10 protein-coding genes and 1 pseudogene are annotated in these 13,737 nt (G+C 56.5%); 8 read left to right on the forward strand and 3 right to left on the reverse strand.

Going from position 1 to position 13,737, the window contains the following annotated elements:
* The 6 genes from ACOZ35_RS00410 (at position 1) to ACOZ35_RS00435 (ending at position 9,624) form a co-directional block, all read left to right on the forward strand.
* A complete protein-coding gene (locus ACOZ35_RS00410) occupies positions 1 to 753 on the forward strand; it encodes a hypothetical protein (RefSeq protein WP_135830609.1) in 753 nt (250 codons plus the stop codon).
* A 2-nt stretch (positions 754 to 755) separates the two neighbouring features.
* Positions 756 to 1,076 (forward strand): hypothetical protein, encoded by a 321-nt coding sequence (locus ACOZ35_RS00415; protein WP_135830608.1) that lies wholly within the window; start codon positions 756 to 758, stop codon positions 1,074 to 1,076.
* A complete protein-coding gene (locus ACOZ35_RS00420; protein ID WP_137711731.1) occupies positions 1,073 to 4,918 on the forward strand; it encodes a hypothetical protein in 3,846 nt (1,281 codons plus the stop codon). The genes ACOZ35_RS00415 and ACOZ35_RS00420 overlap by 4 nt, the downstream gene beginning before the upstream one ends.
* Positions 4,915 to 6,156, forward strand: coding sequence for an ATP-binding protein (locus ACOZ35_RS00425; protein WP_137711732.1), 1,242 nt, complete (start codon positions 4,915 to 4,917; stop codon positions 6,154 to 6,156). The genes ACOZ35_RS00420 and ACOZ35_RS00425 overlap by 4 nt, the downstream gene beginning before the upstream one ends.
* Positions 6,157 to 6,701: 545 nt before the next feature.
* A complete protein-coding gene (locus ACOZ35_RS00430) occupies positions 6,702 to 7,730 on the forward strand; it encodes a Cdc6/Cdc18 family protein (protein WP_424013247.1) in 1,029 nt (342 codons plus the stop codon).
* 637 nt (positions 7,731 to 8,367) lie between these two features.
* Complete coding sequence (locus tag ACOZ35_RS00435) at positions 8,368 to 9,624, forward strand: orc1/cdc6 family replication initiation protein (protein ID WP_004594472.1); 1,257 nt, start codon at positions 8,368 to 8,370, stop codon at positions 9,622 to 9,624.
* Between the two features lie 454 nt (positions 9,625 to 10,078).
* Here the strand turns inward: ACOZ35_RS00435 and ACOZ35_RS00440 are convergent.
* The 3 genes and pseudogenes from ACOZ35_RS00440 to ACOZ35_RS00450 all read right to left on the reverse strand — a co-directional run bounded on the left by ACOZ35_RS00440 (position 10,079) and on the right by ACOZ35_RS00450 (position 12,084).
* Positions 10,079 to 10,676, reverse strand: a pseudogene (locus ACOZ35_RS00440) (hypothetical protein).
* Between the two features lie 93 nt (positions 10,677 to 10,769).
* Positions 10,770 to 11,093, reverse strand: coding sequence for a hypothetical protein (locus ACOZ35_RS00445; RefSeq protein ID WP_004594473.1), 324 nt, complete (start codon positions 11,091 to 11,093; stop codon positions 10,770 to 10,772).
* Between the two features lie 172 nt (positions 11,094 to 11,265).
* A complete protein-coding gene (locus tag ACOZ35_RS00450; RefSeq protein WP_103992931.1) occupies positions 11,266 to 12,084 on the reverse strand; it encodes a hypothetical protein in 819 nt (272 codons plus the stop codon).
* 228 nt (positions 12,085 to 12,312) lie between these two features.
* Between ACOZ35_RS00450 and ACOZ35_RS00455 the strand changes: the two genes are divergently transcribed.
* Positions 12,313 to 12,984: a helix-turn-helix domain-containing protein gene (locus tag ACOZ35_RS00455; protein WP_135306301.1), complete on the forward strand. Its 672-nt coding sequence runs from the start codon at positions 12,313 to 12,315 to the stop codon at positions 12,982 to 12,984.
* Entirely contained in the window at positions 12,981 to 13,676 is a 696-nt protein-coding gene (locus ACOZ35_RS00460) for a nucleotidyltransferase domain-containing protein (RefSeq protein ID WP_092893729.1), read from the forward strand. Before ACOZ35_RS00455 ends, ACOZ35_RS00460 begins: the two co-directional genes overlap by 4 nt.
* Positions 13,677 to 13,737: the final 61 nt, after the last annotated feature.

Below are 13,737 nucleotides of genomic sequence, written 5' to 3' on the forward strand. Positions count from 1 at the left end.
ATGCCTAGAACATACGAATCCATCCCCCGAGTTGGAAACCAGGATCTGCTCAAAGGAATCGAAAAGCTCGCACAGATCGTCCAGTTCCGCGGCCAGTTAACGAAGGACGAACTACGCGATGAAATGGAAGCAATCAACCGCGACAGAGACTCCAAACTGTTCAAATCGATCGATGAGTGGTTCAAGTTCACGTTCCAAGATCAAAACTGCTCGATCGAGATCATCAAAGAAGCCGACGGACACGTAGAACTGACCGAGGATGGGAAAGAACTCCTCACTGCACCCGACTTCCGTGTCGCCGCCTTCCAGCTCTTGGAACGAAAGTCACGGACCAACTTCACCCATTTCTACGATGTCCTACAGCAAATCGAGCAGAAAGTACAGGCAGGCAATTACGATATGGGCAGCGATCTAGAGGAAACGATCTACACGTGGATCCAGAACAAAGTCACAGCAGGAGCGATTGCCTGCTTCCTCAAGGACTTCGAGATCGTCGTCAAGGACGACGGCCGGTGGGAGATAAATCCAGCGCAGTACACCTATCTCCAGGGTGACGACGAGGATATTGTCGAAGATATCATCGCGGAACATGGTAACCGGATGGATCTCGCCGAACTGGAACAACTCCTGACATTGGATTTCAAGTGGGGCGACGAACAAGTCGATGACATCATACAAGAACTTCAGGACCAGAATCGGGTGGCAACTGACCGCTACGAAGGCAAGACCGTCATTGAACTGGTCACTACCTGAAAATGAGCATCGTCCGCAACGTATTGGATCATCTCGACCGTCCAGGCAACGATATCGCCATCGTCGCGGTCAGTGATGTCCATAGCGAATTCGACACCGTCTTCGAATTTATCAATGAATGCCAGCGCCGTACACCTGACACAGCCTACAGCACCGAATTTCTCCGCCCGCGAGACCGTGATGACGGCAGCGGCGACAAAATCATCCTGATGTCGAACCCTGCCCGGATTACAGAGCACAACGTGCTCGATACCAGAATCTACATCGTTGAACAGACAAACGACCTAAAACACAACCTCATCAAATACCGGATCAACACATGACAGTCGAGGAAGCCAAAGAGGATGTCGTCAACATCCTCGACCGGCAAACCATCAAACGCGTCCGACGTGAATGCGAACGACTAGCCGCGGAAAAAGACCTCCCTGCCTTCGAGGCGTTCCTCGAAGAAGGAACCCACTTCATCCTCACCGAGAAACGCGCAGATATCCTGCACGGTGTCCACGACGGACTCGACAACAAGGATAGCCCCGGCGTCATCCTGCACGGAGCGTACGGGTCCGGCAAAACCGTGATGATGGAGAACATCGCCGCGCTGTGCCAGGCAGACCAAGAGCTCGGCGGCCACGAATTCAGCCAGCTCCACTACGGCGAGACACCGCTCGACTGTATCACAGTCAGCCTAGAGCAAAACGATACTCCAACCGACTTCCTGCACGCCCTCTTCGAAGCCCTGGTCACCCAGAGTGAGAACGTCGGCAGGGATGACCTGAAGGCGATATTCAATGACCGGAAGCTGGACGATCTCACGATGGAGGACTTGGATGAGTCACTCCCGCCCAGCCAACGTGAACACCTTATCGACCTCTTCGAAGACCCGGACTCCCTGGAGGACATCGCCCGCGTCACCAAATCACTGACTGCTGGTGACGCCCACAAGCCGATCACCTGGTTCACGACCTACTACCACGACCGCGAAGGCCGCTACCCTGCACTCTACATCGACGAGTTCGAGCAACTGTTCCGCCAGGGCGTCGACCCCGGGGGAACCTACCGGCTTAAAGCGATCATCCAGAAGATGATCCGGAACGCCGTCTCCGGGTTCGAGGATCTCGATACACCGCCCTACATCCTCTTCGCCAATACACTCTCCCTCGACGAGCTTAAGGACCGGTTCAGTGCGGAGCGCGACCTCATCGACCGGATCACTGAGAGTGTCAGCTACAACATCGACCTCTCCGAAGACGAAACGAAGGAGCTCTTCGCCAAACTCTACCGGCTCTACGTCATCCCTCTCCTCGCCGACCGCGACGGGGAGACCCAGGACTGGCACGACACACTCGCTGCGACCGACATCGGTGACGACGGCTACGTCTACCCGTTCACCGATGACACCCTCAACTTCGCACTCAGCATCGTCCAGAAGTTCGAGGACGAGACACAGGGCGAGACCGTCGTCCGTGCCTTCCGCGACTACAAACGCATCCTCATCGCCTTCCTCGACCACTGGGACGGCGACGGACGCATCGACCTCGACTTCCTCTATCAACACGGCGACCAGGTCCGCGAACAGCTACGTGGCCAGGTCGAACGCGTAAACCTCGACGAACTCCCCGGGGAGGGCAGCATCGAGACCACCATCGAAGCAGACTACAACGATGCTACCGGGATCCAACGCCGTGTTCTCCGCCAAATCGCCAAAGTCGGGATCCTCCAACGCGAAGAACGTCCGGTCTACTTCACCGCCGACGAGATCACCGTTATTGCGGACGGCATCGAGCTACAGATCGAGGAAAGTGAAGCGGCTGATCTGATTACGCAAGCTGCCAACGGTCCTGACTACTTCGAACAGGAAGGCGACCGTCTCGAATTCAACCCGAACGAACTGACAGGTACCGCAGCCGGTGAGGATGAACTTTCCCTCGCCGACCAGGTCGGCGAAACGGTCAACGACCTCGGTTTAGAGGAGAAGAACTTGATCCAGCTCTGGGAGACGATGCAGGAGCAGTGCTTCCCAGACACGTCGTTCGAGAACCAGAACGACCAGTACCTGGAGTTCGAGACCGACGACCTCAACTACACGTCGAACGTCTATCTCACACTTGCACCTGACTCGCTGCCGGAACAGCTCCAGGTGGAAGTTGATGACGAGGCACTCCACATCGTTATCCGGCTCGGCCGAGATCCGGACGGCGATCTCCCGGCGCGATTCTACGTCACTGAACGGAACGGCCGTGCTTCGAACATCACCGACGAGATCCAAGCAAGCCTCAACCAAGAAATCGAGGCCCACTTCGACGAGGACAGCGACTACTACGACCTGATCGAGGCGATCCAGGACAAATTCCCCCGGTTCGATCTGTACCAGGCCTACGTGATGTTCCTCAAACTGTCCCTGGCGGAACTGGCAGGGGAGGACATCCACAACGATATCACTGCCCGGACAGCGGAACGGATCAGTTTCTCCATCATCACGACGGTCGACAGCAACGTTACCAACATCGCCGACGACTATCCACGAACCAAGCTCGGGTTCAACGGGGCCTACGCCGGGAAGAACTACCTCAACCTCGTCTACGGAATCAAACACCTCGAACAGGAAGGCGAACTCATCCACAGCAACGCCAACCACCCACGCATCGACGTCCGTTCCTTCGGACGAGTCAGCCGCACACGGGAATCCGGCGACGAATTCCGTTCCATCGTCAGCTCCTTCGCCGACAACGAATCCTTCATCCAGGAACAGGACGATGGCGAGTTCCGCCTTGTCCCCCAGTTCAGCAGTTACAGCCCGATCTTAGACAAAATCGAATCACAGCTCGACGAGGACGGCCTCGACTTCGATGAGATCCTCGAACTCATCTTCGGCACGGCCGAGGTCGAAAACGTCACCAAGGCGATGGTCTACCTCTTGCTGGTCCTCGGCCAGTACTGGGACAACTATAGCTGGGTCTTCGAGGACGACGCCGAGACCACCATCATTCCTGCCAACGTCCGGATCGAAACCCAGCGCGAACAGACCCGCCAGCAGATTGGCCGGGCCATCGAGATCGCGATCCTAGACCAGGCCAAGCAGGATGACCCGGACAGTGAACCGGTCGAGGATCTGAAATCAAAGTACGACAGTGTCGACGATGCCGATGCAACCCGGCTCGATGAGCTTCAGGACGAGGTCGATGCTGACTGGGAGTTCGACTACCAGGGTGTGAACGAATCACTCCGTGAGATCGGTGCCAACGATGTGTTTGCTGACACGGCTGTGGCGACGTACGCGACCACGATCCGACCGCTTGGATCGATCGATGCCGAACTCCGCTACCTCATCCTCGACGACCTCGACCACCTCGTCACCCAGGTCAAACAGGCGGCCACCGTCCTTGAGAAACAGGAGCAGTTGGATGACTTGGTGACGAAGGTCGAATGGTTCGACCTCGACCCCGACCTCCAATCAGAGGGACTCGAAATCGATTGTATCACCACCGTCGAGGAGTTCTGGGAATCCCGCCAGGTTGAACGCAACATCGAAGACGCGGACATCGCCGATGACCTGGACGGCTACCTTGAGGACAATATCCAGCTGAACCGGCTCTTCAACATGCTGCAGCGTAGCCGGAAGAGCATCGTTCCCCAGGTCGACACCTACGATGCTGATGACGACTTGGACGACCTCAACACTGACCTTGACCTAGTCAGGGGAGAATTGGAGGACGCGATCGAAGAGGAACAGGACAAGGTCGACGACGCGCAGGACGAACTGGAGGAGTTCCGTGACCGGATTCCCGGCGAGTCCAGCTGGCTCCGCCACGGGGACAACGCCCTCGACGACTGCAAATCGGAGCTGGAAAGCTCGCCGGAACAGTTCGACCATGAACAGTACGGTGAATACTGGCGTCAGTGGGAGCGAGCACGGGACAACCTTGAGGAAGAGGCGTTCGGCGAAGACGAGTTCGAAGACACCGTCAGGAAGTACGACAGCGACATCGATATCGAAGTGGTCGAAAACGCTGCCGAGGACGGTATCGACTCCAAGTTCACCGAACTCGACGATGACGCCTTTGAACAGGTGATCGCTAGATTGGACAGCGACTCGGAGACTGCCGAGGAACTAAAGCAGTCGCTGCTGAAGATTCGTGTGAAAGCTGAACTTATGGGGAGTCAATCATGATCATCGGCGGCGACAAGGAGGAACTGTCCGCCTATCTCGGCCGCAAGTTCGACAGCGACAACGAGCTGGGTGAACCAGTTCGCTTGGACCTCAACGAGCCGCACATGGTCACCGTCTGCGGCAAACGCGGCTCCGGGAAATCCCACACGCTCGGGGTGATGATGGAGGAACTGATGACCCTGCCCACACAGGTCAAGTCGAACCTGAACGGCTTGGTTATCGACGCGATGGGCATCTACTGGAGTCTCCAGGTCCAGACCCCAGATACGGACCTGCTCGAGGACTGGGATCTGTCACCTTCTGAGTACCCGGTCAAGGTCTACTATCCTGCCGGGCTCGAAGAACAGTACGAAGAGATCCAGCAGTACTTCCACGAAGGCTTCGAACTCTACCCGTCCGAACTCTCCGTCGAGGACTGGCTGTACCTGCTCGATATCGACGAAACCCAGGCACAGGCCGGCTTGCTCTCCCAAGTCATCGAAGAGGCAGAGGAGGACTTCGGCCAGTACTACAGCATCATGGACCTGCTCGACAAGGTCGAAGCATCTCCTGAATCAGCCAACATCAAGGATGCGCTTCACCGCCGCCTTGAGAAAGCAAAGAACTGGGGGATTTTCAGCTCCTCGGGGTCCAAGATCGAGGAGATCGTCGAAGGCGGCGAATTCGTTGTCCTTGACCTCTCCGGTGCCGGTGCCCTGCCGTGGAACGTCCGCACTATGCTCACCGGCATCCTTGTCAAGAAAATGTACAACAAGCGGAGCTTCGACCGCAGCCGGGAAGAAGTCAAGAAAATCAAAGGCGAACACACTGAGGTCAACTTCCCCCTCGTCTGGCTGTTCCTCGACGAAGCACACCTGTTCGCGCCGTCGGGGCATAGCGAGCCCAGCACAGATCCACTCGTTGAATGGGTGCGGCAGGGCCGTCGACCCGGGCTCTCCCTGGTCATGGCCACTCAGCAACCCGGGGCACTCGACAACAGGATCCTCTCCCAGTGTGACACCCTCATCATCCACCGTCTCACTGCTGGCCAAGACTCAGATGCTGTCGGAGACAAGATCTCTGAACTCCACGACGCCCAAACCATAAGCCACTATATGCAACAAATTCCGAAAGAGCCGGGCTACGCCTACGCCATGAATGACGACGCCGAAACCATCGTCCCGGTCAAAGTCCGCCCCCGGAAAAGCTGGCACGCCGGCGAATCCGCCAAACTCGAAGAATTCCTTCCGGAAACATAATCTGGGCTTCCGGTAGTCTGTTAGATATCACGGACCTAAAACCAGATTACTTGGTGGATGGCCACGACGATATCCTGTCAGGAGGTAGTTTTTTCATAGCGTGAACGAAGTCCGAATCCGTCTAAAATATTTTTTCAGATTCTGCTGCTGTCTTAATGATGTCAAAAACTTCTGTCTGGAAGCTGTATAGTCCAGTACCGTAGTTTTGGGTATTGTCTGTAATGTCGTCGAAGTTATCACTGTACTATTGACTTTGTTTGTGAATCCTAGACGGAGCAGAGGGATCCATTCACAGAGGTGTTCGATCGTGGTTGCCATCATTAACACAAATTGAATCCAGATTGGGATTATTCGACTCGTCGTCTTGAGAGTGGCATTGAACGCTCTATATCGAACAAGTGGCTTTCCGGAAATAGCTACTCTCATAGAAGAAACGCACTACTGCAGGTGGTTCAAGTAAATAAAGAGAAGCAATCAGCCGCTTTCCGGAAATCACCCGGTTATACTTTTAATACTCAACCCCAAATCAGCTATACAGAAACTAAATGATCCGCGATGCTCGCGTGCTCCGCGCCGGGTTCGTCCCTCGGGAAGTTGAGCATCGCGATGCCGAGGTCAACCACCTCTCCAGCGTTCTCGAGCCCATTACGAACGGTGAACCCGCCGACACGGCCATCGTCACTGGACCCAGCGGCGCCGGCAAGACGTGCATCTCGCAATTCGTCACCGAACGCCTACGTGAGGAGGTGCTCGACGTCGAGGCCACCTACGTCAACTGCTGGCGTAACTACACCCGATTTCGGACCCTCTACCAGATCCTCGACGACCTCGGCGCGACCATCGACATCCACCGGCAGTCGACGCCCCACGACGAACTCGTTGATCGCCTCCAGCAGCATGACGGCCCGCGAACCGTCGTCATCCTCGATGAGGTCGACCAGCTCGAAGACCCCAGCGTCATTTACGACCTCCACAGCCTCCCGCAGTTCGCGATTATCTGCATCGCGAACAAGGAAGAGGAGCTGTTCAGCCGCGTCGACGACCGCCTCGTGAGCCGGCTGCGCTCCAGCGAGCACGTCCGGATGGACAAGTACCACGACGAGCAGCTGTACGACATCCTGAGTGCGCGGGCGAAGTGGGGACTCGATGAGGACGTCATCACCGACGACCAGCTCTACCGGATCGCCGACGCGGCCGCCGGCGACGCCCGCCTCGCAATCGGCATCCTTCGAACGGCCGCCGGCAAGGCCGATCGCGAGAACCACGAGCGCATCACCGACGACATTCTCCTGGACGCCGCCGAGGATGCCCGGGCCCAGATTAAGCAGAAGAGCATCGATTCACTCACGCCACACCAGCGCGTCGTTTACAACATTGTTCGCGATCACGAGCCACTCGGGCCGAGCGAGATTCACGACCACTATACCGAGAAGGTCGACGATCCTCGGACAAAACGGACAGTGCGGACGTATCTCTCCAAGATGGTCCAGTACAACCTCGTCGATGCGGAAGGCACGAGCCGGGACCGGGAGTACTCACTCGTCGGTTCGGAAGCTGCGTCGCCGATGCAGTAATATCCTGTCTCCGATTGGGTGAGATCGAGCGGCAATCAAGCGAACCCTTGCGGAATCGCGAAACGCCGAAATCACGGGATACTAGTACTGAGTGCCGACTGCGAATCGAGCATAGGCCATGAGCAGTTAACCAACAGACGGTTAATACATACGATTTGTTGGTTAACCGAAAGAGGTCCACGGTCATCATCGACTGGTGTCGGGAAGGGTAGATTTCGACTGGAATATCGGCCAGGCAACGATGGTAGCAGGGAGAGGGCGACCAGAGTTGCCAGTATTGCCAATAATACCGTCGTTTAAGTACCTCTCTCACTCCACCATTGCCAGTAACGAGGGGAGAATGGACGGGAGGGCAGAAACTGTCACGTCTCTAGTCTAGTTACTGTTATCTAAACCTACTACAACTAGTGGAGTTTTCGTTAGTGCGGGTATGGTTTAACGTACAATGTATTAAGAGTATCGCTAATTAGAGAGGGGGTCGTTGACCCCCTCCAGTTGTTGCAAAGGTTTACTGGCAATAGTGGAGTGTGTGTGTTTTATAAGTGGATGCGACACTGGCATAATTGGTTCGAGTGGTGGGTTAGTGGTGATACTGGAACCCATGGTTTTATGATGGTTCTTCGTCTTGAGTCCGCCTATGGGCCGATTCAATCGAGAATCGTTCATCATCCAAGACAAAGACGTCCTCCGGGATGATTACCAGCCAGAGACACTCGAGGAGCGGGACGAAGAACTCGACGAATATGCGGCCGCTCTCCGTCCCGTCATTCAGGGCTGGCAACCGAACAACGTCTTTCTCTATGGCGTTACCGGCGTCGGGAAGACAGCTGCTACGCACGATCTTCTTGAGGAGCTGCAAGAATCCGCCGGAGAGTACGACGACGTCGATCTCAACGTTATTGAACTCAACTGTACTGGCTGCACCACATCCTATCAGGTAGCGGTCAATCTCGTGAACGAGATTCGCTCTCCTTCTCACCCTCTCACCACAGTCTCGTCTTCGCGCGAACCGATGAGCGAAACCGGGTATCAACAAAAACGCATCTTCAACGAACTCTACAACGACCTTGAGTCGATCGGTGGGACTATTCTCGTGGTTCTGGACGAGATCGATAACATCGGCTCGGATGACGATATTCTGTACGAGCTTCCACGAGCACGCTCGCAATTGGATCTCGATGTGAAAATCGGTGTGGTCGGCATCTCGAACGACTTCAAGTTCCGAGAAAACCTCTCTCCGAAAGTCAAGGACACTCTCTGCGAAGAGGAAATCTTGTTCCCTCCGTACGACGCGACTGAACTGCAGAATATTCTCAAGCACCGAGCCGATATCGCGCTCTACGACGATGTCCTCGAATCAGATGTAATCCCATTGTGCGCAGCATTCTCTGCACAGGACTCGGGATCTGCTCGGCAGGCATTACGGTTACTCCGGAAAGCAGCTGATATCGCCGAGAACGACGCGATGGCGGGTGGAGAGGCGAAAATCACCGAAGACCACGTTCGGGAGGCCGAGCATCAGATCCAGCGACAACAGGTTGTCGAAGGGATGCATTCGTTGACCCGGCAGGGGCAATATGTATTGCTGACTGTCTGTCAGCTAGCGGCAGAGGGAGAAACACCCGAACGGACGAAACTGATCTATGAGCGCTATCGAGAGGTTCTTCGTAATCACGGCAGTGAACCACTGAAACGCAGGCGAGTACACGACCACCTGTCGGATTTGAGCCTCCACGGGATCTTACGGTTGGTCGACTCGTCGAGTGGACGCGGGAACTACAACGAATACGAGCTTGATGTCTCTCTGTCGTCGGCCCTCGACGCACTCGAGAGCGAACTAGGTGAGCTCAACGACATTCGTGAAACTGCCAAGCGGCATCGGGTTCTGGAGTGACTTCTCAACCGCCAACACCAGTACTGCCAATACCCTCTCCACTTTTGCCAGTAACCGCGCAACCGTCAGTGCCAGTTTCTCCAGTACCCTCTCCGGTGTTGCCAGTAACTTCCTTGTTCTAATCAATCCGACTAGTTACTATCAGGACCACCGTTGCCAATTTCATCAAATAGCGTCTTGTCCTCCGATTTTACTGGCAATAGTGGAGTGTCTGACAGCATTTAAACGAAATTTCATTTACGAGCATTTGCAATCGCTCTTCAGTGGGCTACTTATCGCGTAAGGGTTCGTGGTTCGAAGACCCAATCTTGCACGGATTCACCCCGCACTTACTACTCGAAAACGGGGGATGTCTTCCTGTTCGAGTTCATTCGTTGTCTGGGCCATCGGTGAACAGGATTTCGTGGAGAAACGACAGAAACGTCGGGGGTGGGAGTAACCGATTCGTCTCTGTCTACGGGTATTCCTGATCACTCACGAGAGCCTCGGTACACTCGACGAGGTCGTCCTCAGTCGTCCACCGGCAGAGACGCCTAGCATCGTTGAGCATCTCGAAGATCGCGGTCTGCATTCCACTGTAGGGACTCTCGACGGCTACGTTTGTGTCGATCGCGTCCACATCTATCGTATTGTACGTCGTGTTTGAACACGTGCGTCTTCGCGAAGTACTCCTCAAGGGCTGTGAAGTAGCCCTGCTCGACGAGGAAGCAGCCCTGGGCGTGTTCGGTGACGCCCAGGATGACGTCTGTATGATCGGCGAGCAGCCGGAACTTGAGGTAGGTATTCGTCCACTCGCTTCGAATGTCGATCATCAGGAACGCGTACGCACCGGGCTGTCGGTTGAGGCGATCTTTTACGAGCTGGAGAGGACGGATTTCGGGTTTCCCGTAGCTGCCGAGGACAAAGTACGAATTCTCAGCTGAGAAGATCGGCGTGAGCTCCGCAACACTCTGTTTCAGCGCTTCGTATTCTTCCGGTGTGGGTGAGGCTTCGTGCAGATACTCGTCGGCTTTCTCGACGAGTTCGTCGACAGTGACCGGATCCTCACTCATCAACTCGGGACTTCTCTCGTACCCTGCGTCTTTCACTTCGCAGACGGGGTGTCTCCCCGAACAACTGGCCATCCGACTGAGGTACTAGTCCGTCTACTCGTCCGGATTTACTGGGGATTTGTACTTTGATTTGACGCGATCTCCTTCCCGCCACTGCCAGTAGTAGTAGCGGTTATCGTTGATCTCCTTGATCGTGATCGTCGCCTTCGTCGGGACATCATCGGGGAGGTCATCGGGTCGCTCGTCGATCTCGTCTTCCTCCTCCGCTTCGGCAAGGCGGGCCTGGCGCTCGCGATGCTCGGCGAGGTCCTCGGCATAGTGGGCAACGTCTCGGAGCAGCTCGGGTGAATAGTCGTTGAGTGTGTCGATGACGTCGGTGGGGAGGTCCGCTGGGGGCGTCGGTGGCTCGTAGGACATGGGCCGATCTGTGTTAACCAACAAAGGCGCAAACCGCATAGTTTTGTTGGTTAAGCCGCTACCAACGGCTCTCACCGGTTCTCCAGCAGCTGTATCAATACTCGAAACTCTCCATCAAGGAGTTTCGTCTGATGTTACAGTAGCCTCGGGAGATCTCGAACGCTGGGCGATCCTACGAGTTCGAGGGGAGACGCCCATCAGGTCGTGGGACCCGCCCCTGCTTGATCTCCTGATCGACTCGCCGGAGGTGTTTACAGCCGCCCTCGGGCGTACGCTTCCGCCAGTCTGGACACGTACACGACTCGCTGATCACGTCGACTTCATACCAGTTTCCGGACGCCGATCGGACCTCATAGCGGCCACCCTTTTCGAGCAGCGAGACGGCCATCGATTCGTCGACGGCACGTCTGGTTCGCGGCTCGAGGTCGTCGTGCTGGGTTGAGTGCTCCGTGACGACCATCCGATCGCGTACGTCGCCGGTGCGGCCGCCGTCTGGAGCAACCGCAGCCTTGGGATCCTGGAGACGATCCGCAAGCAGGGCCTCAACTGGATGGCCCTCCGGCCACAGATAGTGGACTTCCCGCCGCTCGCGATGGTCGTAGGAGCCACAGGCGGCAGCGCTCCCAGTCCAGACACGCCACGCCCCGAGTGCTGCCATCACGTCGACGATGACTCGCGGAACAGCGTCGTACTCGTCGGGGTAGAACACCCGGAACCGAGTACACTCCTCCTGCGGCGGAACCGTCTCCCACCACTCGACGTCGTCGTCCCAACTGTTGCACATCGCGTCGTCCTCTCCGTAGCCGACAGTCACGCCGTCAACCTGCGGTACTTCCACCGATGTGTCGTCAGCCTCTCCTTCGAGCAGCCGAAGGACGGCGTACCTGAGATACTCGTGTTCCGGATGGTCCGAAGATTGGGCGACCTGCTCATGGTGCTCTGCGACTCGCTCTGCCTCGTCGAGAACGGTCGTTAGATATCGGTCGGTCATAGGTCGGTGGAGACAGGAGTGCGCCTCCGCCCTTCGGCGGGCGCTGAAAAACTTAACCAACGAATAGCGATCCATCGTATCCTCTGTTGGTTAATTCATCTCCGCTCAAATGCTGAGCCGGATCGGATTACCGGAGCCAAGAATGGTATATCTGTATAGCGATAACGTCATAGGGAATACGGGGGACAAGACTAATACCGTTAGATGCGATACCGATAACTAGCGATGATGGAGTACGTCGACGAGACCGCGGCGAAAATCATGGTCGCGGCCCGGCCGGGCGACTCGATTCGTCGAATCGCCCAGAAGATCGACGGCTCCTACTCGTGGGTCTACGACTGGATCGAGCGGTTGGAGGACGCAGGCTTCATCCGGCGTGAGGACGGCGTCTACATCGAGAATTACGCTGTCAGGGATCGCTACTACGATCTCGTCGCGGCCATCTCTCGCGCTGTTCCCCCCTCGATCGACGACGGCTACGTCATTCCGCACTTCGCCGGGATGCCCTTTGCGTACACGAAAATCGACGGCGTCTACGTCTGGACCCATGGCGGTTATCAGATCGCCCGCGGCCACGACGACTATCCGATCTTCATCCAGGTTGCCGACCGTGATATCGAACGGTGGACGGCGTTCTTCGATGAGTTCGGGATTCCGAGCCGGATCGAAGAGCGGCCGGACGCGACCGACTCCGACGCGGCCGTCTCGTACGTGTTGTTCCCGACGAGTGGGGGCATCACTCGCGAGTGGGTCGACGGCAATCCGGTTATTCCGTTGGACGAGACGATCGAGCACATGTTGGAGTACCGGGTGAACTACGAGCCGGCGTTGGAGATGATCGCCGACGAGTACGACCGCGATATCGACGCGTCCCACGAGGATCCGCGTCTCAATGCATGAGCCTCGGTGAACGCGAAGACGAACTACTGGATACGCTGGAGGCAGTCATCGACGCTGACCTGCCGTACGTGCTCGTCGGTGGGTGGGCGATCGCGGCGTTCAATCAACGCTTCACCACGGACGTCGACGTCGTCATTCCGGCCCAAGCGGTCGACGACTACACGGACCTTCTCACCGACCGCGGCTACGAGAAAACGGCCGATGTCGAGCGAAACGAACTCTACGAGGGCCGGACTATCCGGTTTACGAAAGATATCGGGAATCCGGTTCAGTTCGACGCGATGGTGGACGCGCTGGGCTGTCGCCAGACGGAAGCTGAATGGTCGTATCGCTATCTGGCCCAGCACTCTGTCACCGAGGAACTGCGAACCGGGCGCCCGGTAACAGCCAGGATTCCGGAACGGGAGTTGCTGTTCGCGGTGAAACTCCACAGTGGCCGCAAGGCAGACTCTCGGGATCTGGTGGTGCTGGCTGCTGGCGCGGATTTCGACCGGATCGCGACCCATCTGCATCGCGGAGAGTCCGAGAAGCTCGCTGGTCGCATCGAGACTGTCCTCAACCGCCTCACGTCGGAGGATTTCGCAGATGCATTCAAAGGAGTCTTCGAACAGCAAACGGTTCCCGAACAGGATATCGATGCCGTCGTTGAGTTCCTTCGTGACCAGCAGCGCCGAATCGATTCTGAACGATAACATCGACTGTCGGTGGGGTTTGTCTTGGAATCGATCGAAACGCGCAGGGTCGGACGCCGAA

Source organism: Halorubrum xinjiangense, assembly GCF_049604745.1.
GTDB classification, from domain to species: domain Archaea; phylum Halobacteriota; class Halobacteria; order Halobacteriales; family Haloferacaceae; genus Halorubrum; species Halorubrum xinjiangense_A.